17 protein-coding genes are annotated in these 23,309 nt (G+C 59.9%); 2 read left to right on the top strand and 15 right to left on the bottom strand.

Features of this window, described 5'->3' with window-relative positions:
* The first annotated feature begins 11 nt into the window (after positions 1-11).
* Positions 12-1,484: a GDSL-type esterase/lipase family protein gene (locus tag PQR32_RS33405; RefSeq protein ID WP_408237388.1), complete on the top strand. Its 1,473-nt coding sequence runs from the start codon at positions 12-14 to the stop codon at positions 1,482-1,484.
* A 90-nt stretch (positions 1,485-1,574) separates the two neighbouring features.
* Here PQR32_RS33405 and PQR32_RS33410 read toward each other — a convergent pair whose 3' ends face one another.
* The 6 genes from PQR32_RS33410 to PQR32_RS33435 all read right to left on the bottom strand — a co-directional run bounded on the left by PQR32_RS33410 (position 1,575) and on the right by PQR32_RS33435 (position 9,875).
* A complete protein-coding gene (locus PQR32_RS33410) occupies positions 1,575-1,742 on the bottom strand; it encodes a hypothetical protein (protein WP_408237391.1) in 168 nt (55 codons plus the stop codon).
* 1,045 nt (positions 1,743-2,787) lie between these two features.
* The gene (locus PQR32_RS33415; RefSeq protein ID WP_408237394.1) at positions 2,788-4,437 is read right to left on the bottom strand and encodes a glucosamine inositolphosphorylceramide transferase family protein; all 1,650 of its coding nucleotides are present in this window, start codon (positions 4,435-4,437) and stop codon (positions 2,788-2,790) included.
* Between the two features lie 43 nt (positions 4,438-4,480).
* Positions 4,481-6,298 carry a glutamine--fructose-6-phosphate transaminase (isomerizing) gene (glmS, locus tag PQR32_RS33420; RefSeq protein WP_408237396.1) on the bottom strand — a complete coding sequence of 606 codons (1,818 nt, stop codon included), beginning with the start codon at positions 6,296-6,298 and terminating at the stop codon, positions 4,481-4,483.
* 177 nt (positions 6,299-6,475) lie between these two features.
* Entirely contained in the window at positions 6,476-7,174 is a 699-nt protein-coding gene (locus tag PQR32_RS33425) for a FadR/GntR family transcriptional regulator (protein WP_408237399.1), read from the bottom strand.
* Between the two features lie 197 nt (positions 7,175-7,371).
* Positions 7,372-8,508, bottom strand: a complete 1,137-nt coding sequence (locus tag PQR32_RS33430) for an MraY family glycosyltransferase (protein WP_408237493.1) — start codon at positions 8,506-8,508, stop codon at positions 7,372-7,374.
* A gap of 311 nt (positions 8,509-8,819) precedes the next feature.
* Positions 8,820-9,875 (bottom strand): EpsG family protein, encoded by a 1,056-nt coding sequence (locus PQR32_RS33435; protein WP_408237402.1) that lies wholly within the window; start codon positions 9,873-9,875, stop codon positions 8,820-8,822.
* A 548-nt stretch (positions 9,876-10,423) separates the two neighbouring features.
* Here PQR32_RS33435 and PQR32_RS33440 point away from each other — a divergent pair.
* The gene (locus PQR32_RS33440; RefSeq protein ID WP_408237405.1) at positions 10,424-11,599 is read left to right on the top strand and encodes a glycosyltransferase; all 1,176 of its coding nucleotides are present in this window, start codon (positions 10,424-10,426) and stop codon (positions 11,597-11,599) included.
* Between the two features lie 21 nt (positions 11,600-11,620).
* On the opposite strand, the gene PQR32_RS33445 is transcribed toward PQR32_RS33440, so the two are convergent.
* The 9 genes from PQR32_RS33445 to PQR32_RS33485 all read right to left on the bottom strand — a co-directional run bounded on the left by PQR32_RS33445 (position 11,621) and on the right by PQR32_RS33485 (position 23,278).
* Positions 11,621-12,622 (bottom strand): hypothetical protein, encoded by a 1,002-nt coding sequence (locus tag PQR32_RS33445; protein WP_408237408.1) that lies wholly within the window; start codon positions 12,620-12,622, stop codon positions 11,621-11,623.
* A gap of 41 nt (positions 12,623-12,663) precedes the next feature.
* Positions 12,664-13,401, bottom strand: a complete 738-nt coding sequence (locus PQR32_RS33450; protein WP_408237411.1) for a DUF2334 domain-containing protein — start codon at positions 13,399-13,401, stop codon at positions 12,664-12,666.
* 122 nt (positions 13,402-13,523) lie between these two features.
* A complete protein-coding gene (locus tag PQR32_RS33455; RefSeq protein ID WP_408237414.1) occupies positions 13,524-14,714 on the bottom strand; it encodes a glycosyltransferase family 4 protein in 1,191 nt (396 codons plus the stop codon).
* A gap of 71 nt (positions 14,715-14,785) precedes the next feature.
* Positions 14,786-15,910, bottom strand: a complete 1,125-nt coding sequence (locus PQR32_RS33460; protein ID WP_408237417.1) for a glycosyltransferase family 4 protein — start codon at positions 15,908-15,910, stop codon at positions 14,786-14,788.
* 47 nt (positions 15,911-15,957) lie between these two features.
* Complete coding sequence (locus PQR32_RS33465) at positions 15,958-17,118, bottom strand: glycosyltransferase family 4 protein (protein WP_408237420.1); 1,161 nt, start codon at positions 17,116-17,118, stop codon at positions 15,958-15,960.
* On the bottom strand, positions 17,115-18,479 hold the full coding sequence (murJ, locus tag PQR32_RS33470; RefSeq protein ID WP_408237423.1) for a murein biosynthesis integral membrane protein MurJ: 1,365 nt from the start codon (positions 18,477-18,479) through the stop codon (positions 17,115-17,117). The genes PQR32_RS33465 and murJ overlap by 4 nt, the downstream gene beginning before the upstream one ends.
* 83 nt (positions 18,480-18,562) lie before the next feature.
* On the bottom strand, positions 18,563-19,594 hold the full coding sequence (locus PQR32_RS33475; RefSeq protein ID WP_408237426.1) for an SDR family oxidoreductase: 1,032 nt from the start codon (positions 19,592-19,594) through the stop codon (positions 18,563-18,565).
* 70 nt (positions 19,595-19,664) lie between these two features.
* Positions 19,665-20,942 carry a Vi polysaccharide biosynthesis UDP-N-acetylglucosamine C-6 dehydrogenase TviB gene (gene tviB / locus PQR32_RS33480; protein ID WP_408237428.1) on the bottom strand — a complete coding sequence of 426 codons (1,278 nt, stop codon included), beginning with the start codon at positions 20,940-20,942 and terminating at the stop codon, positions 19,665-19,667.
* Positions 20,943-21,034: 92 nt separating this feature from the next.
* The gene (locus PQR32_RS33485) at positions 21,035-23,278 is read right to left on the bottom strand and encodes a polysaccharide biosynthesis tyrosine autokinase (RefSeq protein WP_408237431.1); all 2,244 of its coding nucleotides are present in this window, start codon (positions 23,276-23,278) and stop codon (positions 21,035-21,037) included.
* Positions 23,279-23,309: the final 31 nt, after the last annotated feature.

Here is a 23,309-nt window from a genome sequence, read left to right on the forward strand (position 1 = left end):
CGATCCTTTAAATGCCGGTTCGTTGCGAGCAGGTGAGTTTAGTTCGCTCGCCGCTTCGCACTGTGTTATCTAGCGTACCGAACGCCTGTGCAAAGAACGATCCAATCGACCGGAAACGATCGAACCAGAAAGAGGATGAGGCTCATGCGCTGCACGATAACAACATTGGGCGGTGCGGTTGCAAAAGAGATTGCAACATCCGTTCTTCGCCAGATGGCCGGCTTCGTGTCCCCTGCTCGGCGTTCCACGAGGGGAAGAATGTGAAACAATGGATTCCGGCGTTTCTGAAAACGGTCCTGGTCATCTCCATCGTGCTGCCTGATACAACCAGCTATCGTGCGCAAGGCATCGGGACGCCCGCACCCTGGATAGGCACCTGGTCCGTTTCGCCATCCATCACGGACGATGACGGCTTCAATAATCAGACGTTGCGGCAGATTGTGCGCACCAGCATCGGCGGAACATCGGCGCGAATCCATCTGTCGAATCTTTTCGGCTCCGAGCCCCTGGTAATCGGCGAAGCTCAAATCGCGCGGCGCGCGCGAGGTCAAAACACGGTGGCCGGCAGCGATCGCGCCGTCACGTTCGGCGGTCAGCGGAACGTCACGATTCCCGTGGGCGCTTCGGTCGTGAGTGACCCGATCGCGTTCGAGGTCCCGCCGCTTGCCGATGTCGCCATCAGCCTCTATCTACCCGTGCGGACTCCGCCGCGTTCGACAGGCCACGTCGACGGCCTGCAAGACCTCTATATCGCCGCTGGCGACGTTGGCGCCGACCCGGCCTTTCCCGGCGGGACCACGATCTCCCCAGGCGGCCAGTCCTACTATTTCTTGACGAATCTCGACGTGCAGAACGAGGCGGCAACGGGCACTGTCGTCGCGTTTGGCGCCTCTATAACCGACGGCCTCGCGTCGAGCGTCAATGGCAACCGGCGCTGGCCCAATCGCCTCGCAATACGGCTGCAACAGGCCGGCATGACCGTGGGCGTGCTCAACCAGGGCATCAGCGGAAACAACTTCTTCACCAATAGCGCCGGACAGGCTGGTCTCAGACGATTCAATCGCGACGTGCTCCAACAACCGGGCGCGAAATGGGTGGTCATCTCGGACGATGCAATCAACAATCTGAACACCGACAGACCCTCCACGTCTGCCCAGTTGATCGGCGCATTGCGACAGCTCATCGAGCGCGCGCATCGCGCCGACATCAAGGCGATCTGCTCTACGCTGACGCCGTTTGGCGCGACGGGCAGCGTCGAAGCTGCGCGTCAGGACGTGAACGCATTCATCCTGAGTTCGACTAGCGGCTGCGATGCGGTACTCGATCAGGCGAAGGCAGTCAGCGACCCTGCCAATCCCGCTGTTTTACTGCCGGCCTATAACAGCGGCGATAACCTCCATCCGAACGAAGCGGGCTTGCAAGCAATCGCCAACGCGTTGGATCTGGATGCGCTCACGGCTGGGCCGCCCATTCGGGCGCCGTAAGCGTGCGGTCAGAGGATCGCTTCGTGCGAGAACCACTTCACCGCAACATGCGGGCCGGGGGCGATCTGACGGTTGAGCAGGCGAAGCGACTCATTTACGCAACCATCTTCGACGCCCGCTCGATTTTCGCGCTCCAGCACCGTTCTTCAGGATCTTCTTTTTATCGGACGTGGAAAACAGGACGTCCATCACCGCCAGCAACGAGAGCACGACAACCGCGACGAAAACAACCGTCCCGATGATGCCCAAAAGAGTCATATGACCTCCGTGAGTCAAGGGCAAGCGCGGATCGATGCAGGCTTTATCAGTCCCACGGTTTGCGAGCTAATCACGCCATTCTGCATGCGGACGTTTTTGGCACTTCCGGGTGCCACAACCGACTAGCTGGCTCAACCCTGCTTCTCCTATAACGCTCCATTAAGTTGTTAGCAAGACACGCCATACCCGCGATGTACCCCTGAGCGGCTTGCAGGCAAAAGCGTCCGGAGCGGTCCAGCGGCGACGATGTGCTCCGCACTGTACATCACATGCCGGCGTCCGTTACGCCGCAGCCAGCAGCCCATTCCTGAGAATATGCCCGTCGCGGCGCTCACCACTCCGGGATCATTGCCCATTAGCCGCGTTGCGTATTGTCCGCGCATTCCAGCGCAGTTTGATTTGAGTGTGCGCAGCGCCGCAGAAGGGCTGCGCCTTTAGCGCCAACATCGGAATCAAATACATTAAAAAGAGGGGAGACCAAAGTGGCGATCGGTAATTATAAGGCACCAGGTTGAATCGCCTGGATTGAACGCTCCACAGTCGTTCGCGCCCATCAATCGATTCCAATAAGCAGGCTCGCCATGATCACATTAACAACAATTATTCTTATAGTTTCGGTATGGCTCCTCGTCGTACTCTTCCTTTGTGCGCTGGTTCACAACGGCGCAATACGAGAGCGAGAGGAATACGAAAAGCCGGTCGCAAGCAGGAAGAGGAAGGCTCATGCCGCGCCTGAATGGCGCCATGGGTCGACTCATGCACGGCGGTCGGTTACTAGCGACGATGCCGATAGCGCCCACGCAGACTCGCCCGAGATTCATGGGCCGTCCGGACGGAAGAGAACGCCGTGATATAGATGGATGTGAATGCTGACAGCCCCGGCGTCACGCGGGGCTGTGCGCCTCAATAGTCCCGCATGCAGGATCCGCTATGGGCAGTCACGACCCTGCTTGATGACTCGCTGCCGCGAAGGCGTTGTACGGTCCGCCGGGATGCAGTATCGCCAGGAGATCTAACGCGAAATCCCGGCTAAGGCAATGAGCGACTATTTACCGCGAGTTTTCATCCCGTCGATGAGGGTCAATCTCCCCGCCCGATTGAACGTGTGCACGCGATCTATGCTCGCGTCCCAGTTTGCTTCTATCCGGCTGGCCGGCGTCTCCTTGTAGGTCGTCTCGTCGATTACGTCGATACGCTGAAACGACAATGCGCGCCCGTATTTACCGCTGCAATCCTGCGCGGGTCGATACCACTGCCCCTCGTGTTCGAAGATGTTCCCTGCGGGGCGGGCAGTTCTGATATCCGACACGATCGGGTTGCACGGATGAGGATGCCAGTCCTGCGTCAACAGCGAATCGGACCAGAACAGAAACAACTCATCGGACAGCGGTGCGTGCTCGTTTTCCCGCATGCAGGCAAACAGCCAATATTTGCCGTCGTGACGCCAGATCGTCGTGTCGACCGCCATGACGTCATCCATCAGGTTCATGACATGTTCCCATTGATCCGGGAACCGCGTGCACCGATAAAGCTCGATGGCCTTGCTCTCGTTCGTCTCCGGAATCATGTAGAGTTCACCGCCGTCCTCCAGCATGAAAGGATAAGACAGGTGATAAGGCCGCTCCAGTATCTTCACGGGAGGCAAGACCGGTTGATCGTTTGCATCGAAACGGATAACCGACAGATGCCCCCTGTTTTTCGAATATTCGAGTTCTTCGATGAAGACCGCATACTCGCCATGTCTTTCGACGACAAACGGGTCTGCCCAGAAGCGGTCCTTGGGAGGCACCAGTTGCTTGAACTCGAAAAGACGGTCAGGAAGATGACCGTTCTCGCCGAAGTGATACAGCAGCATCCACTGTTCGAACTTGCGCAGCCCGCTGGCCTTCTTTGCGACGGTTCGCGCCAACAACTGGCCGATGAACTTGCCATAGGCCCCGCTGGTCGGCTCGGCGACTTTGCCCCCGGAATAGAACGCCGGCGGCGTATCAGCCTTCGTATACTTCAGCCTGAAGTTTTCCTCGCCGATCTGCCTGAGCTCGCGCAACCTTCTCGGCGCGAACGAAAGCGTCTTCCAGTAGCAATGGCTGCGATTCCTGTGAATCGACACAGGGTATGTCATCGACCATGATCTTTGCAGCGTGTGCGGGCGTTCGCCGGCGCGGGTCTGAAACTGCAAGGCGGACGCCGTCGTTGCCCGGTCGAGAAGAATGTCCCACACGCCAACGGGTCCATCACGTTCGATAACTTCATCACCATGCCGATAAGACCAGATGCCGCAGGAAGCCGTATCGAAGATCTCGCCGCACGGCCGCAGCGAGCCCAGCTGCAGGAATACGGTGATGCCATATGCCGCGATATTTGCCAGATCGCGAGCTTCCAGATGATCACCGCATTCCCGGCTCTCCACCTCGACATTCAAGGTCGGGATACCCGGCAGCCTCGAGGCCAGCGGCTCGGTCCTGAACGCGTCATGTCTAACCTTGACGAGCCGCTTGTCGAGCGCCATCCACAGCGACAACAGCCACGGACTGGCCTGCAAAGCGACTTTCCTTTCCGGCCGCCGTTTATAGGCATATTTGACGACAAGGGCGAGCTCCATGCCCTCCTCAGCGGCAATCTGCCCGAGCATGTGATTCACCCAGGCCGGCAACGCAATGTCGTCGACGAGAACCCCGACCTTTATCTTGTTCATCGCTGATTGTCTTCGTAAATCAATATGCAATGTGCGCCGCTCGTCATTCCACCGTCACCGATTTCGCGAGGTTGCGCGGCTTGTCGACGTCGGTCCCTCGCGTGCATGCCGTGTGATAGGCGAGCAATTGCAACGGCAGCACGTGCAGGATCGGCGACAACGCCCCGTAATACTCAGGCATCTGAATGACGCGCAGCCCTTCCTCGTTTGACAGATTCGCATCGGCATCGGCGAAGACGTACACCTGACCCCTGCGGGCGCGAACCTCCTGAATGTTCGACTTCAGTTTTTCCAGCAAGCCGTCGTTCGGTGCGGTCACGACAATCGGCATCGAGTCGGTCACGAGCGCAAGCGGTCCGTGTTTCAGTTCGCCGGCGGGATACCCTTCGGCGTGAATGTACGAAATCTCCTTGAGCTTCAACGCGCCTTCCAGAGCGATTGGGAAGTGCGATCCGCGGCCGAGGAAAATCGCGCTGTCCGTGCGCGCGATCTCGTGCGCCCACGCGATGATCTGCGGCTCGCGCGCAAGCACGCCCTGCAGCGCCGTGGAGAGGCCCGAGAGCTGCGAGCGATAGCTCGCTTCCTGCTGGTCATCGACGTACCCGCGTGAGCGGCCGAGCGTCACCGCGAGAACAAACAGCGCCACGAGTTGTGTGGTAAACGCCTTGGTCGATGCAACACCGATCTCGGGGCCGGCTTGCGTGATGAACGACCAGCGCGACTGTCGCACGATCGCGCTCGTCGCCACGTTGCAGATCGCGAGCGTATGTTCCTGACCCAGCGATTGCGCATGGATCAGCGCGCCCAGTGTGTCGGCGGTCTCGCCCGATTGTGAAACAGGCACCACGAGCGTGTTCTTGCCCGCGATCGTCTCGCCGTATCGGTATTCACTGGATATCTCGACCTGGGTCGGAATCTTCGCGATCGATTCGAACCACGCCTTGGCGGTCATCGCGGAATAGTGACTCGTGCCGCAGCCGAGCAGCAGGATGCGGTCGATCTGTGCGAACGCATTCGGGTCGGTTGCGCCGAAGAGCGTGGCGTCGAACGCGCTGTTGCGGGGAAACGTTTTGGACACGGCGAGCGGCTGCTCGAAAATTTCCTTTTGCATGAAGTGACGGTACGGCCCGAGCGCTGCCTCGGTGGGCGGGTGGCGCAAAGTGCGCGCCTCGCGCACGACCGGCTCGCCGTCGCGGTTCATGATGCGAGTGCCGCTGCGGGAAAGATCGGCGATGTCGCCGTCCTGCAGGAAGACGAACCGGTCGGTTACGTCGGACAGCGCAAGCGGGTCCGATGCAAGAAACGACTCCTTGCCGTTTATCCCGATCACGAGCGGCGAGCCATACCGCGCACCCACCACTCGGTCCGGTTCGGCTTTGCAGAAAACTGCGATTGCATAGGCGCCGCGCAGTTCGCTTACGGCGCGACGCACCGCATCCGCCAGATCGCCCTGGTAGCAACTGTGAATCAGATGAGCGATCACCTCTGTATCCGTCTGGCTCGCGAATTCATAGCCCGCGCTGCTCAGTTTGATCTTCAGCGCCTCGAAGTTCTCGATGATGCCGTTGTGAACGATCGCGACCTCGTTCTTCGAGAAGATGGGATGGGCGTTCTGGGTAGCCGGCGCGCCGTGCGTGGCCCATCGCGTGTGCGCAATGCCCGTCCAGCCTTCGAGGCCCATCTCGCGGACCTCGGCATCCAGAGAGCGAACGCGCGTCAGACTGCGCACGCGGTGTGGCGCGCCGTCCCGAAGCACTGCCACTCCGCAGGAGTCATAGCCACGGTATTCCAGCCGCCGCAAGCCTTCGAGCAATACCGGAACGACATTGCGTTCCGCGATCCCCGCCACGATTCCACACATATTCCCCTCCGATGGTTTAGCCCGTTTCGCGACTCAACAGTGTTGGAATATCGCGTGGACTTCATAAAGCATGCTGTGATGCACTAAAGCGTTCCGTTGCTTCGCGCATACTTCTTCTCTATAGGCATCCGAATCAAATCGTCCGCCTCCGGGCAACAGCGGCGCCCGGCACTCAGTTCAAACTGTTTCCCCAACCAATTGGTCCGCGCTATGGCTGATGAGTTGCATCATCGCCGCCTTCGCCCCCCCTCCATCGCCAGCTTCGATCGCGCGCACGACTTTCCCGTAGTCGGCGACCCGCGTATCGAACGCGAGCGTTTCCATGCGGGAGATCGTCTGCATGGCCCTCAGCCCCATCCGGACGATACTGCCCATCTGGCTGAGCAACGCGTCGCCGCTTGCATCGATGATGGCCGCCTGCAATGCGTCTTCGGCGGCTTTCCCCGCGACGCAATCCCCACTCGTACGCTGGAGATTCTGATACATGGCAGTGATAGCAATGCGCTGATGCCGGTTCGCGCGCGTGGCCGCGAACGCGGCCGCACGAGGGTCGACGAGCTTGCGGAACTCGATCAGCCCATGCAGATACTCCGGATCCGGCGTGGCGCGAAGCCGCCACTCGGCGACTTCATGATCGATGATCAGCCAGTCTTTCGTAGGCGTGATGCGAGTACCCGTCTTGGTCCTGACATCGAGCATCCGGCGCGAAACGAGGATGCTGATTGCTTCGCGCATGATGGCCCGGCTCACTCCATGCTTCTTCGAGAGGATCACTTGCGGAGGAAGCACGTCGCCGTCGTAATCCCCGTTGATAATGCTGGTCACCAGTTGATTGACCACTCGCTTGACGAGCGAGGTTTCGAATCCGTGGTTCATTTTATTTTCTCGTCACACTATGAAGTGTTATGTGCAAGATCCGCCTTTTCTCGAATCTTCGCCGTGGTTTACAAGGCTTTCCCCCGTGCCTTTGTATCCACATGGTGCATCGGGTTTCGCTCCCGCAACGTACGTCCTCACACACTGACCGTCTAAAGAGATTCAAATATGGGCGACCCCGCCCCCACGCCCGAACGTCAGTGGCGCGGCCGCTCCGCCCCACGTGGCGCGACCACCGGGGCGTGCCGCGTGATCACCAGCCAGCGCGGCGTCCTGACGCGCACGATCGCCACATAGAGGTGAACGTAGACCAGGATGAATGCGATGGTTGCGGCGGCAAGCGCGATCGGGCTGTCCCAGAAGAACGTAGCCGGGACAATGCCGATGAGGCTCAGCACCCACAGATAAACCGAGGTAAATGAATTGCGCAGCGCGCGCTGGCGCAGATTGCCCGTGTCGACACCCTTTCGCACGACGCGCCGATACACGAGCGTATGCAGATGAAGTCCGTCAGGGGCACCTGCCGGTCTTCCGCGCACGATCCTGCGGCGATAGATGGAAAAGAGCGTCTCGAAGGTCGGATAGACGGCGACGGCCATTGCGTACCACGCAGATACGCCCGGGTTGCGAACGATCAGGAGTATGAGCAGCTCCGCCATGATGAAACCGACGAAATAGGCTCCGCCATCTCCGAGAAAGACGGAAGGCACCGGAAAGTTCCAGAGCACAAAGCCGCCGATCGCTCCGATCATCGTCAGTGCCATGCTCATAATGAGCCAGTCGTTGACGCTGTGAGCAACGTAGCCGATCGAGGCGAAGATCAGCATGGTCACAACCGACGCGAGTCCGTTGAAGCCATCGATGATGTTGACCGCGTTCGTCAGCCCGGCGACGCCGAGCATCGTGAAGCCGATCCCGATCGGCACGATGCGCAGCCACTGATCGACGAGTGGCAAGTCCACCCGCGTGAGCGTCGCGTGCATCAGGAGGCAGGCCGCGAGCGCCGAAGCAAGCGCGCACAGGAGCCGCACTCGCGGGCTCACGCGCTTGGTCATGTCCTCGATCACGCCTCCTGCGAACGCCGGCACGGCGCACAAAAGGAGCAGCAGCTGACTCGTCCCCGGGTTGGTCGCCCACAGCGGCTGTATGACCGGAATGACAGTGGCGGCGCATGCAATCCCAATTCCGCCGATTCTCGGCACCGCGTAGGCGTGGTTCTTCTGGATGCCGCGCAAGTCGTGGTCCATCGTTAGCGACCCGTGCAGACCCGAACTTCGTACGATAAAAAAGATAACCAGGAATGAGACAACAAAGCCAAGCGCAAGATTTAACATCTCGGTCTCCAATATTAACGGAGGAATTTTTATTTTCTTGTCGCTTGTACGTCTTTTTAGGACAAGGATAGTAATGCACACCGTCTCTTATTTTGAATCTTTCCTCTGTGGCATTCCCAACACAACCCCGCCACGATCATTTTATGAACCGACAAATCAGTGTAAATCCGGCGTGCTGAAATATGCCGATTCAGGTTATCGACGGGTCGCGGCGTGTATATGAAATGACCATTGCTCATTCTTGCGTCCGGTTCGCAAAGGAGGCGCGCTTCGCACTGGCGAGCGCTCCTTCGCGGCGATCGGACAGCTGCTCAGAGAAAATACCTATACGTGTCCAGCAGATAGTTCTTGATAACGTCGTAGCTCAAAATACCTAAGACAAAAGCGACGGTCCACAGCACCAGCGAATTCTTCAGGCGGATCTCCGGCAGCAGGAAGGCCAGCAGCAGCGGCCCATAGTAGACAATGCGCTGGGTCCCAAACGGATAGACGAAGAAGGAAATGATCAGGAACATCAGCAGGCCAATATGCATGATCGCGATCTTATGGACGACCATTTCACGCACCGTGTCCTCGATATTTTTTCGACGGAGCACGAGCACGAGCGCCGGTACGATCAGATACAGGACGAGCGATATCAGGAAGTTCACCGTGAACTCTTCCTGCTGGCTGTATTCTTCAAGCCGGCGGCCACCGAAGGTGTTGAAAAGCCACGCTGACGCCAGCGACATCGCGAGCGCCGCGCCTATCACGCCCACGATGGCCAGCGCCTTGCTTCGCTTCATGAGCACGTGCGCGAGAATCAGGAACAAGGCCGGATACGCGAACGTGGTGTGAACAATGCTGGCGAGAAGCGCGCCTCGAATGGGCCGCTGCCGGCACATCGCGAAATACATGGCAATCGACAGAGCAAATCCCTGGCGGATCTGGAATAGCCCGACCGTCGCGAGGCCGGTGGGGATCAGCGCCCATAAAAGCAGGCCGAGAAACGGCCGGCGCGTCCGGCTGAGGGCAAGCGCCATGAGCACGTTCAGCACGACAACCGTCAGTCGCACCGCGGTATCCGGTGAGAAGCCCAGTGAATCGATGCCTAGCACCCAGAGCCGCCAGCCGAGCTCGTCCGTGATCGTCTTCACGATGAAGAGCACCGTCGAATGGCTATTGGCCCAAAGATGCATGATCCAGAGTGGATCGGCATCCTTGAAGTACGCGACGTAATTGTCCTGATCGAGCAACTGGCTCCGATCACCGAAAGCGATCTTGCACAGGATGAACGCCGCCAATGCCAGGAATGCCAGCATGGAAGGGCGCAACCATCGGTGGCCGATTGAATGGAACTGGAACTTCGAGTCGAGTTGTTCTGCCACTTTCGTCTCCCTCTTGCCCGTCAGCTTGCCAGCCCTGCGCAAACCGGAGGAGGTGTGTTGATTGTTATGCCGCTCAAGTGTGCTATCGATCATCGCCGTCTAGCAGACCGGGCCCGGTGACCGGTGACCGGTGGTGCTATCGGGCCGTTGGAACGCCTTGAAACTAACATCGCATTACGCCCCTGCACGCTATCAGGCTTTTGTTCGACATTACGAGCGGAATGGCACACAAGTTTTGAATCGACTCCGTAACGTCACTCCGTCAATTCGTATCAACAATAAATCGCATCCGGATTTGCCGCGGACAATTGTCCCGGTCTGTGTTCGATGCCGAACGGTAAGGCGGCTGCACGATCACTTAGCCTTTCACCAGTCTTACCGTGACTACGGATATCAACTCCGTTAAAACGACGCGACAGCAAAAGCCGGCCGTCCGCAAGACATGAATGGCTTTGGTGGAATTAAGTTCCGCCTGCAAATGAAGCCTGTTTGCCTGATCGAAAAAAGATACGGGTTTACATCAACGAATGCCGCACCGTGCGAACGAAATGAAAATCGTCCATATAATCTCGGGCCTCGGTTTGGGTGGCGCCGAAACGCTGCTGCTGAACCTCGTTTCGGAGTCGCGCAGCGCCGGCGGCACGCACGTCATCATTTCCCTGTCGTCGCTGGATATCATGGCGGAGCGACTGCGGGCCGCGGGCGCGGAGGTCAGGCTGCTGGGAATGCGGCCCGGCATTCCGAATCCGCTGCTCCTGATCCGGCTGGCCAGGTGGATCGTCAATGCCAACCCCGATGTCGTCCAGACATGGATGTATCACGCGGATATTTTCGGCGGCGTGGCGGCGCTGCTGGCGCGGCTAATGTTTCGGCTCAGGGGGCATCGCCACCCGTTCGTGCTCGTCTGGGGCATCCATCGAACCGAAGTGCCCACGGCCAAAGTCGGGCGCGTTCTGAATACGCTTGCGCGAATCGGCGCAATGACTTCCAATCAGTTACCGGACTCGGTTGTCTGCTGCGCCAACGCGTCGTACAAGACGCACGCCGAGTACGGTTACGATCGCGCCAGGATGCGCGTGATTCATAACGGCTTCGATGTTCGCAAGTTCGTGCCGGATGCCACCGCAAGGGCTACGCTCCTGAACTCGCTCGGCTTGCCGCCACGCTCGATACTGGTTGGCATCGTGGGACGCTCCAATCCCGCCAAGGATTACGATAACTTCCTGCGTGCGGCCGCGCTACTTCATCAGCGCGTGCCCGAATGCCATTTCGTCATGGTCGGCAAGGATGTCGATGCCAACAATAAGGCGCTCGGACGCACGATGAGCGAGCTTGGCTTGACCAGCGTATGTCACTTGCTGGGCGCCCGCAATGACTTGCATCGAATCATGCCGGCGTTCGACATGCTGTGCCTCTCATCCCGAACAGAAGGCTTGCCGACGGTCGTCGGCGAAGCGATGGCCTGCAGCGTGCCGTGCGTGGTCACGGACGTCGGCGATACCGGCCAGCTCGTCGGCGACACCGGTCTGGTCGTGCCGCCGCGAGATCCCGTCAGTTTGTCCGACGCGCTTGAAGAGATGGCGACGTTAAGTCTGGAGCAGCGCGAGAAACTCGGCAAGCTGGCGCGCGAGCGGATTGTCGAATGCTTTTCTATTACGGTTTGCTGGCAGAAGTATCGCGACATGTACGCGACATTGCTGCGTGCGAAAGGCGTAACGCGCTGAGCGTCACGCTCTTGAACGCCGCTACCGGACGATCGTGGGATTCGTGATATCGATCTTCGGCCCCGCACGGTCATAGTCGGTGCTGACAAAGGCGTCTCTCCTCGGACGAATCCACGTCGGTGAACTGCTCGTGATATAGCCGGTGACAATGCGGCCTTTCGTCTCCAATCCGGATACGCTGTAGGCCGCTTCCCTGCTGTCTTCATCCTTGTGTCCACTGATCACGACGCTGACGTACTTTTCCTGACTTCCCGGCAATGCCTCCAGATAGACGAGAATGCCGAACTGGCAGTGCCTTGTCGTCGGATTGACGATCCGGATGTTTTCGATAACGTCCGTGTTCCCGTTCGGCTCGATGTCGAGTCCGGCCGAAGGAAGCGTACCGGCGATGTTTTCCCACACCGGATGATCGAACAGGATGTTCTTGCCGCTGATGATCGACACCCCTTGCCGACGGCAGCCGGAGGCATAGTGGTTCATCACGCGGACGTCGCTCGAGTAAGCCAGGCCTTTGCCGAAGCTGTTCGCGATATAGATGCCGTCTCCCCAGCAGTTGGTCGTGCTGGGGGAAAGTACCGTTACATCGGTGCTTCCTGCTATGGAGATGCCCATGCCCCACTCTCCGCCTGTCACGGTGTTCAGCTCTTTACTGCCGTCGACGCGAGGATTTTCCAGGAGCACGTGCCGCACGTCCCAGACACGGATGACCTCATAGTTTTGAGTGTCATGAGGAAGCAGTTTGAGCGACGCGCCAGGCGCAAAGCGCACGCGGCTGTTGCTGCGCATGTGCAGCCCTTGCGCATCGATCCTGCATGGGCCTGTGATGACCAGCGTCTTGCCGACTGACATGTCGACTGCCTTTTGAAGCGCGGCACGGTCATTCGTCTTGCCGTCCGCGCGGACACCGAACCATCGATCGACGACCTCGTCGCCCGAGGCGTGCTGATTGGTCACGCCGTCGGCCAATGCCGCGAGGGGGCGCGTGATCGCACCCACCATGCTGCTGAGGAGAAAGGCATTCACCGCTCTTCGGCTAGTTCGCACCGTGCACCCCCATAAGAAGTTCAGCCCCTCATGCGGCGCATGGCACGCAATGGGGTAGATGTTAAAAAGCGCATCGCCATCGCGACGCCTGGGACGGGGGCTTCGACGCTCGCAGCCGCTTCAAAGGAGATGAACCGCGAGCGGTTTTTCTTCACGAAGCCGATGATTCCATCAATCTCGGCCTCGCTTAGCGTATTCACATGCAGGCAGATGGAATACACGCCAAAGCCGAAATGCAGCGGCGTTGCGAACAACTGCGGCACCGCAGTGAGATCGCCGAATTTGTACGGATAGACGCCGCTTCCGTCCGTCAGGTACTTGAAGTCCAGATCGGCCAGTGCGCGGAGCGTCGCTTCATCGAAGGAGTGGGAAGGCGCCATGAATACCGGCTGCCAAACGCCTCGCTCCTGGAGGATCTTCTTTCCCGCCTGCAGCTTGGAAAACTGCTCCTCGTATGAAAGGCCGGCCAGTTCCGATTTGCTGCCAAGACGCAAGAGCCCGGGGTGCTGGGTGACGTACTGATGGGTATATCCGTGCTGCGCGATGCTCCAGCCGCGATCGGCCCAACCGCGGACCGTATCCCAGAACGCGTCTCTCGCCGGCTCGACGACGAGCGTCTGATCGAGGCAGTTCGGCACGACGCCGACGAGCAACGGCAGGTCCTGATCCATGGAAAGCTCATCGAAGGGATCGAATCGCGACCAGGCCATTTCCGGGGTGACGTCATCGAAGCGCAGTATGAATTTTGGAGCGCCCATAGCCACTCATTCTCCTTCAGGATATTTCTTTGAATCTGTCTCGGAGCAAGCCTCGTGATCAGGCATCGTGCGAGGCTTGCCCTGGCGTCCGGCGGATGTCCACAGGGAGACGCCGGTCGGGTTCAAATCTGCCGCTCGCGCTGACTCGCCACCACCACTTCTTGAGGCACGGGGTCCAGCAATTCGCTATAGACACGCAGCGTCTTGCTGATCACGATCGATTCGTCGAATTCGCTCAGGGCTTTTTCCCGCGCCGCGAGACCGAGTTTGCGGCAGAGCTTCCGGTCGTCGTCCAGGCGGCGGATCGCGTCGGCGAGCGCCGCGCTGTCGCGCACGGGAATGAGCAAGCCGTCTTCTCCCGTGCTGCTTACGACTTCGCGGCAGCCCGGCGCATCGGTCGTGATCAGCGGCAATGCGCACGCGGCCGCCTCGATCAGCGTCTTGGGCAAGCCTTCGCGGTAGCTCGGAAGCACGACGACGTCCACTTCGGACAGCAGCTTCGGCATATCGCTGACATGCCCCAGCCACGTGAGAAGACCTTCGTTGACCCATCCTTCGACGAGTTCCCGGGAGACAGAGGCGGGATTGCCATCGTCGGGAGAGCCGGCAAGAAGAAACTTCACCGAGCGGTTTTCATTTCTCAGCGCCCGAGCCGCCTCGACGTACTCGGCAATCCCTTTGTCCCACAACAGGCGGGCAGCCAGCACGACCCGTAATGGAGCCCGGGTTTCCTCGTCGGTCTCCTGCCGGGCGGAGAACCGCGAACAGTTCACTCCGGATCCCTTGATGAGCCGTATCGACCGGTCATCGACAATTCTCGCCCCCTTGAAAACCGCGACGTCGTCGGGATTTTGCAGTATCAGCGCATTTCGCCGGCCATTCAACGCGGAGCGCATCAACTGGCGCACGATGGGCCGCAGCACGCGGGCTTTCAAATCCCGGCTCGTGAAGACGTAACCCATGCCGGCGACGGCATTGATTCGCGCGGGCACGCCGGCAAGCTTGCTCGCCAGCGATCCGTACACCGCGCTCTTGATCGTGAAACCGTGCACGAGGTCGGGCCTTTCACGCTGAAGAAACCGCACGAGCCACGCGAGCACGACGAGTTCGCGCAACGGATTGAGGCTTCGACGATTCATCGGCATGGCATGCCAGCTAAACCCCAGTGCCTGAAGCCTGGGCCCGAATTCGCCCGGCGGCGATAGCAACACCACTTCATAGCCGTCTTGCCGCAGCTTCTGCGCCAGCGAGAGGCGGAAGTTGTAGAGATACCAATCGGTGTTGGCAAAGAGAACAACTTTACGTCCGTTCATGTCCGCTCCTGAATCTCTGAGCTTTTTGTAGATGCGGCAGGTCAGGACCGCAACGGTGCCATCGGTTCAATTCAATGCGTTGATTCAACAGGCCTCGCACGCGCGCCGACCCGCTCGAACAACTCGTCCCAGATCTTCAATACCGCTTTCAGCGAATAGCGCTCCCGTACCGACATGGCGGCCTTCCTGCCCAGTTCGGCGCGCAGCGGGTCGTCCGAAATCAGTAGGCGTAACGCGGCAGCCATGGAATGCGCGTCGCCTGGCGGGATGAGCAGTCCGTCCTCGCCGTTGCGCGTCAACTGCCTCGGTCCGCTAGGACAGTCGAACGACACGACAGGCAGTCCAATCGCCATGCCTTCCATCAGCGCCATGGGCAAGCCTTCATGACTCGACGACATCGCAAAGACCTGGCCTCTCGCCAGCTCGCTCCACGGGGTCAGCGTCCGTCCAGGCAGGAAAATCCGTTCCCCCATGTGCAGTTGCTCGATCTGGGCCTCCAGTGCGGCGCGCTCCGGTCCTTCTCCCCAGATCCACAAGTCCCAATCAGGGCACTCGTCTGCCAGCAGTGAAAAGGCGCGGATCAGCAAATCGAACTGCTTTGTCCTGTTCAGCCGCCCCAGCGAAATGACGCGCTTGCGCGCCGTGGCTTGTTGCCGTTGCTGCACGAACAGCTCATCGGGCAGTGGATTGGGCATCACCGCGATGTCCTTCATTCCCGGCACGACCTTTCTGAACGGCGCGACCACGTCGTCGGTCAGCAGGGTCAGGAGATCTGCCTTCGGATAGATAAACCGGCATAGCAGTCTCCATAACAACGAACGGCGATCGGCAAGGGGATTGGTGTGTTCGCTCACGATGATGGGAATGCCGAGCCCTCGCGATGCGAGAATCGTCGCGACATTCACATTCGTCAGAAACGACACGATCACATCTGCCCTGCTCTCGCGCATGAGGGCGCGCAACGCACGCATGCGCTCGATAAAGGCGAAGGGCCCCCGGCCTCGCCGCGTCACCAGGTCAGCCAGGTAGACGAACTTCACGCGCGCTGAAACGGGGTAGTTGCAGGTGCTCCGCCCGGAATACGTGGCGACAAGCGTGACCGAGTCGCCCCGCTCGACCCAGGCATTGACAAGAGTCGCAGCGACACTCTCGGCACCGCCATCCTGCATCGCGCTAATGAACAAGACGATATTCATGAAATGTCAGGTCTCCGCCCGCTTGATGATTGGAAGCAGCGTGGGGTTCACTCCGTCACCCGCACTGAAGGACGATCGATGATCCCTGCAGGTCGCACGCCGGTTTGCGTGAACACGTCACGCCACATCGAGAAGACTCTTGCCACCGAAAACCGGTCGACGACAGCACGCGCTCGCGATGCCATGAGTGCCCGGGTCTCGTCATCGCTCATCAAGGTCGATAAGGCATTAGCGAGCTCTTGCGGGTCACCGACTTGACGAACCAGCAGACCGTCATGGCCGTGCGTGATGATGTCTCCGGGACCCGCGTCGCAGTCGAAACTCACCACCGCACAGCCGCTGGCCATCGCCTCGACGATCGTCATCGAGAAGCCTTCGAACCGCGAACTCAGCACGTAGAGGTCCGCACGCTCGTACCAGTCAGGCATATTGCCGACCTGGCCCGGCAACAGCACGCGCTCATTCAATCCCGCCGCCGCTACCTGTTCGACGAGCGGGCGCCGGTCATCGCCATCTCCGAGAATCACGAGATCCCACGCGGGAAAATCGCTCGCGATCCGGCCGAAGGAATCGATCAGAATATCGAAGCCCTTCTGCCCGGCCATGCGCCCCGCCGCGAGCAATACGCGCCGCCCGGCGCCGACCACCTGCTGCGGCGGCACGATCGGCTCGACGACAGGAATCGGCAGCGAGATCGAATTGGGAATGACGGTGACGGCCTTGCAATGACAGTTGTCCTGCAACCACACTTTGCTTTTTTGCGTCAGCGCGATGACCTTGTCCGCGAAGGGATACGTCCAGCGGCGCAGGCACTCCCACAGCTTGCCTTCGAAGAGCATCGGGGGATGAATGTGCTCTGTCGCTATCACCTTGCAGGGCAGGCCGAGGCCGGCCAGGATGGCGAGGATCGACGGCCGCGTCTCGATGCCGAGCACGACATCCGGCTTCACCTGTCTGAGCACGCGGCGCAGAGCCAGCATCCGGCGCGCATTCGCGAATATCGCGCCCGCCAAACCGTCACTGCCCCCCGCGAGGTCGAGGGTAATGCGTTCGACCGAGTCGTGTAGCGCATAGAAGTCGCTTGCCCTGGATGTCAGCGTCACGACACTGACATTCAGGCCTTGCGCGACCCATTCGCTCGACAGGTTCATTGCCACGCGCTCCGCACCGCCGTAATGCAAGGAATGGATGAACAGCAGAATCTTCATAGCGGACCCGTCTTGTTCTTTAATGACCCGTTTGACAACGTGAGAGACAGATAGCATACGAACGAACTGGCGCCCATGACGCCGGTTGCAAGAACGACCCCCGTGATGCCGAACCATCGAATCAGGAAGAAATTCGCGACGGCCTTTACCGCAAAGTTCACGACCGCGATGACTGCCATTGTTTTGAAGCGACCCTGGCTCGCAAAGAGCTGAACCAGCACCAGTACCGAGAAATAGAACGGTATCTGAATCAATCCCCAGCGAAACAGGCTGGACACCGCCACCGTATCCGCAGCGCTAAAGGCGCCGCGCTGAAACAGCAGCTTCACCACCATCGGCGCGAGAAGCCACGCCATCACCACCACCACGCCGCTGATCGCCAGCATGAACAGCGACCACTTTAGCGCGATGCTTCGCGCCCGAACGTTGTCTCCTGCACTCAACAGCTCCGATAAAACCGGCAAGGTCGCCCTGCTGATCGCCACGGCGCCCATGCTGACGAGCAGGCCGAGCACGCGGCTTGCATAACCGAGTGTCGCGATGTTGCCGTCGCCGAGACCCGCCACGAAATACTGGTCCAGCGGCGTAGCCAGACTCATGATGAACTGGCCGAACATGAATACACCTACCGCGCGATACATGTAGGGCCACTGCGGCGAGCTGAGAGAGAAGCTGAGTCGCGCGCGTATCTTGTCGGCACGCCCGGAGAGCACACCCAATATGACCGCCTGGAGCAGGAAGCCGAGCGTGCTGCCCCAGATCAACGGCGCGGGCGAGCTCGCATCGTGCCAGACCAGCACGAAGCCCAGCAGCACCACCGCAGGCACGCACTCAAGCAGCGTGTTGACATGCTTTTCGCGTGCCTGGAGCCGTGCCGCATAGACGCAGATCGTCAGCATGACGACGCCGATCGGCGCCATGCCGAGCATCATCCGGCGCGACATCGCGCGGGTCTCTTCCGACAGGTTGCGCGCCATCAGATCGAGCGCATACGGCCAGGAGAAATAGAGCAGGACCGCGAACACCAGCCCGACGCAAATCGCCATCACGTCGAGTTCGCCGAGAAACTTCGCCTGCTCCTGCCTGGGCTTTGAGCGCAGCTCGACGAGAGCCGGCACGAGCACGACGCTCAGGACAGCGACGAAGGTAGCCGGCAGCCAGGTGATCAGTGTGAGCGTGAGCTGATAGGCATCGACGACATTGCTGATGCCGTAGCGATACGCGATCGCCATTTCCTTGAACGCGCCCGCCGACTTGCCGATGAGCGCGAACATCGAGACCCAGACCGCACTGCGTGCGATCCGTGAATGATCAGGATGAATCTGCAGCAGACGGCTTCGCCAACCTGCGATCTGAGACATTGACGTTACTGCCTTAAGAAGATCAACGCGTTGCGCATCCGTCATGCCGAGGCGCGCCCATGCGACACGGGCGCCTGAAGGCATCACCTCTGCGAGATGAACTCGATGTACCAGGGCATCGCCGTGGACAAGCCCTCTACCAGCGGAATCGTGTTCTCATAGCCCAGCAGCCGTTCGGCCTTTCCGACATTGGCCTGGGAATGCCGGACATCGCCGACGCGAAAAGGCCCGAACACCGGGCGCTTGTCGCAGGAAACACCGTTGTCGGCGAGTACGGACCGCAAGCCGTCGTAGAGCTGGATCAACGTTGTGCGATCGCCGACCGCGACGTTGTACACCTCGTTCCTTGCCGCCTCATCCGCCGTCGCCGCCAGGATGTTCGCCTTCACCACGTTGTCGACAAAGCAGAAGTCCCGGCTGGTTTCGCCGTCGCCATTGATCACGACGTCGTCGCCCGCAATGAGCGCGGCCGTCCACCTGGGAATCACCGCGGCGTAAGCGCCGTCCGGATCCTGGCGCTTGCCGAACGCATTGAAGTAACGCAGGCCAATCGTCTTGAAGCCATAGGCACGCGCAAACACCGATGCGTACAGTTCATTGGCGTACTTGGTGACGGCGTACGGTGACAGCGGCTGCCCGATCTGGTCTTCGACTTTTGGCAAGCCGGGATGGTCGCCGTACGTCGAGCTCGATGCGGCATACGTGAAGCTCGATACTTGCGCGTCGCGCGCGGCCACGAGCATATTGAGGAAGCCGCTGATGTTCACCTCGTGCGTCGCGATCGGGTCGACCACCGAACGCGGCACCGAACCGAGCGCCGCCTCGTGCAATACGTGATCGACGCCATTGACGGCGCTCGCGCAATCTTCCAGACGCCGGATATCACCTTCGATGAATCTGAAGCGCTGCCATTGCTCGGGCGAAACGCCGGAGCGGACTTCGTCGAGATTGCGCTGGTAGCCGGTGGAAAAGTTGTCGAGTCCAACCACGGTCTGGTCGAGCTTGAGCAGCGCCTCCAGCAGATTCGAACCGATGAAGCCGGCCACGCCGGTAATCAACCACTTCCGCGGATGCCCGGCGAGTTGCCGCCGTATTGTGTCGTAGCGATCAGGCATCGATGCCTCCGGATAAGATGAGGAGGCCATCACGTCGTGATGGCCTCGCGTGCGATGGGCTCAGGGTCTGTTAGAGACGCAGATCGCTTGCCTCTACAGGCAGCAGGTACTTGAGGTCGTACAGTACATGCCCGGGCTTGCCGAAGACACGAATCGCCTGCGCGCCCAATTCGAGGAACCGGCTGTGCGCCACGGCCAGAATCGTCGCGTCGTAGACGCCGTCGGCCGGATGCTCGATGGGGTCCAGGTTGTGTTCGCGCCGGGCCTCCTCTTTCGAGACCCAGGGATCGTAGACATCCACTTCAACGCCGTACTCGCGCAACTCGGCAACGATGTCGACAACCCGCGTGTTGCGCAGATCCGGACAGTTTTCCTTGAAGGTCAGACCCATGATCAGCACGCGGGCACCGGCAACGCCGATCTGCCGCTTGGTCAACGCCTTCACCAGTTGCGACGCGACGTAACCGCCCATGCTGTCGTTCAGGCGCCGGCCCGCGAGGATGATCTCCGGGTGGTATCCAATTGCCTGCGCCTTGTGCGTCAGATAATACGGATCGACGCCGATGCAATGCCCGCCCACCAGACCCGGTCTGAAAGGCAGGAAGTTCCATTTGGTTCCGGCTGCCTGCAGGACCGACTCCGTGTCGATTCCCATCTTGTTGAAGATGATCGACAGCTCGTTGATCAGCGCGATGTTGACGTCGCGCTGCGTGTTCTCGATGACCTTGGCCGCCTCGGCAACGCGAATGCTGCTCGCTTTGTGCGTGCCCGCGACGATGATCTCGCGGTACAGCTGATCGACGAGTTCAGCGATCTCCGGCGTCGATCCCGACGTGACCTTTCTGATATCGGTCACGCGATGCAACTTGTCGCCCGGGTTGATTCGCTCGGGACTGTAGCCGACAAAGAAATCTACGTTGAATTTCAGCCCGGATGTGCGCTCGAGGACCGGCACGCACTCCTCTTCCGTCGCACCCGGATAGACAGTCGATTCATAAATGACCACGTCATTCTTTTTCAACACGCGGCCGATGGTCTCGCTGGCGCCGATCAAGGGCCTGAGGTCAGGACGCTTGTAGTCGTCGATCGGCGTCGGAACGGTGGCGATGTACACGTTGCAGGCTTTGAGGTCCTCCGCGTCTGACGTGAATTTCATGCCCGTGGCCGCGGCCAGTTCTTCGTCGCTGACTTCGAGCGTGATGTCCCGTCCTTCGCGTAACGCCGAGATGCGCACGCCGTTGATGTCAAACCCCACCACCGGACGACGCTTGCTGAATTCCACCGCGAGCGGCAATCCAACATAGCCAAGACCGACCACGGCGAGTTTCAACTCGTTTAACGAATGCATGATTGTTGCTCCCCTTTATTATGGATACGCGTCTTTTTCAAAACCCCGGGCAAGATCCAGCAGCACTGGACCTTTGCACGGGGCTACGCGCGCTATTTCATTGCCGAATCGGAGTAGTAGGCGTCGTATGCGTAGTTGCCGTAGCGGCGCGACTGGGCGTAATTGCCACGACTGACCTTAAATCCGTTCAGCAGAATGCCTTCAACTTTTGAACCCGTTTGCGCCAGACGCTTGACCGATTCCGAGATCTCGCCAGCGCGCGTATCCGCGAAACGCGCGACCATGAAGATCGAGTCGGCAACCGGCGCCATGGTGACCGTATCCGACACGGCAAGGATGGCGGGCGCGTCGAGCAACACAATGTCGTAGCGTTCCGAAGCGGCACGAATGGTTGCCCTGAAATTGCTGCTCAACAACAGTTCGGCCGGGTCGTGCGGATACTCTCCGCACTGCAGGACATCGAGATTCGGCAGCACTTCCTTATGCACGGTGTCTTCGAGCGAGCCGGTGCCGGCGATCACATCGGCCAGCCCCGCGGCGCGCGGCAAGCCGAAGTACTGGTTCAGATGGCCGCGGCGCAGGTCGCCGTCCACCAGCAGCACGCGCTTGCCGCCTGCGGCGAGTAACGTGCCGAGATTGGCTGACAGGAACGACTTGCCGATACCCGGCAACGGGCCGGCGAGCATCACTACGTTGTTGCGGTCGCCGTTCATCGCGTATTGCAGCGACGCGCGCATCGTGCGCAACGCTTCTATCGCAGGGTCCATCGGGTAGCGGAAAGCCAGAGCCAGTTGCTCAGCGCCCTTGGTGGACATTTTCTGCGTCAGTTGCAACTGCTGGTCGCTGACCGGGATCGTCGCGTACACGCTCAGGCCGGTACGGGACTCGAGCTCTTCCGGATCGGCCACGCCCTTGAACAGAAAATCGCGCAAGAAAGCCAACCCGATACCGATGAACAGCCCCAGCACCGTCGCGATCAGCAGAACGAGCGTTTTCGCGGGCTTGACCGGCCGCTCGGGGACATCCGCGGTATCCAGCAACTGCACCGAAGCGGACTGGCCGGCCTTGACCAGCCGCAGGGTGTCGATGTTGCTACGCAACGCCGCGTACATGTCGGAGCTCATGCGCATGTCCCGCATCAGGCGCAGCGCACCTTGCTCCGCCGTCGGCATGGCCTTGACGCGGCTCGCGAGACTCTCGACGTACTTGTTGGTGCTGGCGATCTGCTGGTCGATCGCCACCACGCTCGGGTGCTCGGCCGTCAGGTGAGCAGTGAGGTCCTGGCGCTGGCGCTTGAGGTCGTAGAGGCGCGAGTCCGCTTCGGTGGCCTGTCGCAGGATGAGCCGGCTTTCCTCGTCCGCATCCAGAAGACCGTGACTGTTGCGATAGGTGTTGTAGGCTTCTTCCGCCTGCTCCATCTGACGCTTCGCGCCCGGCAGCTGCTGCTCGAGGTAGCTCAGCGACTTCTCGGCGTTGGCACCCTTCTGGTTCACGTTCTGGCGCACATACACCGCGCCGATATCGTTGAGGATGTTAGTCACGAGAACCGGGTCACGGCCTTCCAGGATGACGCCCAGCACATTCGACTTGTTGCCTTGCTCGTCGATCTGGAGGCCCTTTTGCAGCTGTTCGAGGGCCTGCTGACGCGAGTGGCGCGTGAGCTTGAACTCCGCCCCGCTCTCGCCGTCGATCTTGCTCACGAGCAGATTGACCGGTCCGTGGCTGGTTTCGAATTGCTCGTCGACGCCGACGCGTCCGGTGACCGGCTGTTCCAGTCCCGGCCCGCGCAGCTGGTACTGACCGCCAGACAATGCGGTGACGGTGTACGCGTTGCCTTCCTGTTTCCTCGGCACTTCGAACGTCGCCACGCTGATCGATTCATCACCCCAGACGAAGCCGCCCCAGCCAAAGATTCCGGGCGTCATTCGTGTGTCGGTGTGACGCGCGATCAGGCCACCGAGCACCGGCAGGCGCTTCGGCTCGGCTTCGATGTAGAGCTTGAGGTAATCCACCGTCTGCATGGCGATGGCTTTCGACCTCAGGATCTGCATTTCGCTTTCGGCCGAAGACTTCTCCTGGAACAACGACGACGCATTGCGCACCAGATCCTTCGAATCCGGCAGCGCGGTCGGCGAATTGTCCTCGACCCTGATCGAGATATTTGCGCGATAGATAGGCGTCGCGCAGAACGCGTACAGAGCGCCCATCAAAATGAAGGCCATTGTTATCGCGGCGATCATTACGCGGTGATTAATCAACGTATCGATGATCGATCCAGGATCGAATTCATCATTACGGTCTGATAATCCCTCTAACGCTTGATTTTTGTGTTTCATGGGCACGTCTCGTCACGTAGTTTTATTTGAC

It is taken from the genome of Paraburkholderia dipogonis (assembly GCF_046027395.1).
GTDB lineage: Bacteria > Pseudomonadota > Gammaproteobacteria > Burkholderiales > Burkholderiaceae > Paraburkholderia > Paraburkholderia dipogonis_A.

Excerpts from the sequence above, each read along its gene's own strand:
- PQR32_RS33415 (WP_408237394.1), bottom strand. The coding sequence starts at position 4,437 with ATGAACAAGATAAAGGTCGGGGTTCTCGTCGACGACATTGCGTTGCCG.
- tviB (WP_408237428.1), bottom strand. The coding sequence starts at position 20,942 with ATGCATTCGTTAAACGAGTTGAAACTCGCCGTGGTCGGTCTTGGCTAT.
- PQR32_RS33475 (WP_408237426.1), bottom strand. The coding sequence starts at position 19,594 with ATGCCTGATCGCTACGACACAATACGGCGGCAACTCGCCGGGCATCCG.
- PQR32_RS33485 (WP_408237431.1), bottom strand. The coding sequence starts at position 23,278 with ATGAAACACAAAAATCAAGCGTTAGAGGGATTATCAGACCGTAATGAT.
- PQR32_RS33465 (WP_408237420.1), bottom strand. The coding sequence starts at position 17,118 with ATGAAGATTCTGCTGTTCATCCATTCCTTGCATTACGGCGGTGCGGAG.
- PQR32_RS33455 (WP_408237414.1), bottom strand. The coding sequence starts at position 14,714 with ATGAACGGACGTAAAGTTGTTCTCTTTGCCAACACCGATTGGTATCTC.
- PQR32_RS33405 (WP_408237388.1), top strand. The coding sequence starts at position 12 with ATGCCGGTTCGTTGCGAGCAGGTGAGTTTAGTTCGCTCGCCGCTTCGC.
- PQR32_RS33410 (WP_408237391.1), bottom strand. The coding sequence starts at position 1,742 with ATGACTCTTTTGGGCATCATCGGGACGGTTGTTTTCGTCGCGGTTGTC.
- PQR32_RS33430 (WP_408237493.1), bottom strand. The coding sequence starts at position 8,508 with ATGTTAAATCTTGCGCTTGGCTTTGTTGTCTCATTCCTGGTTATCTTT.
- PQR32_RS33460 (WP_408237417.1), bottom strand. The coding sequence starts at position 15,910 with ATGAATATCGTCTTGTTCATTAGCGCGATGCAGGATGGCGGTGCCGAG.
- PQR32_RS33440 (WP_408237405.1), top strand. The coding sequence starts at position 10,424 with ATGAAAATCGTCCATATAATCTCGGGCCTCGGTTTGGGTGGCGCCGAA.
- PQR32_RS33450 (WP_408237411.1), bottom strand. The coding sequence starts at position 13,401 with ATGGGCGCTCCAAAATTCATACTGCGCTTCGATGACGTCACCCCGGAA.
- PQR32_RS33425 (WP_408237399.1), bottom strand. The coding sequence starts at position 7,174 with ATGAACCACGGATTCGAAACCTCGCTCGTCAAGCGAGTGGTCAATCAA.
- murJ (WP_408237423.1), bottom strand. The coding sequence starts at position 18,479 with ATGTCTCAGATCGCAGGTTGGCGAAGCCGTCTGCTGCAGATTCATCCT.
- glmS (WP_408237396.1), bottom strand. The coding sequence starts at position 6,298 with ATGTGTGGAATCGTGGCGGGGATCGCGGAACGCAATGTCGTTCCGGTA.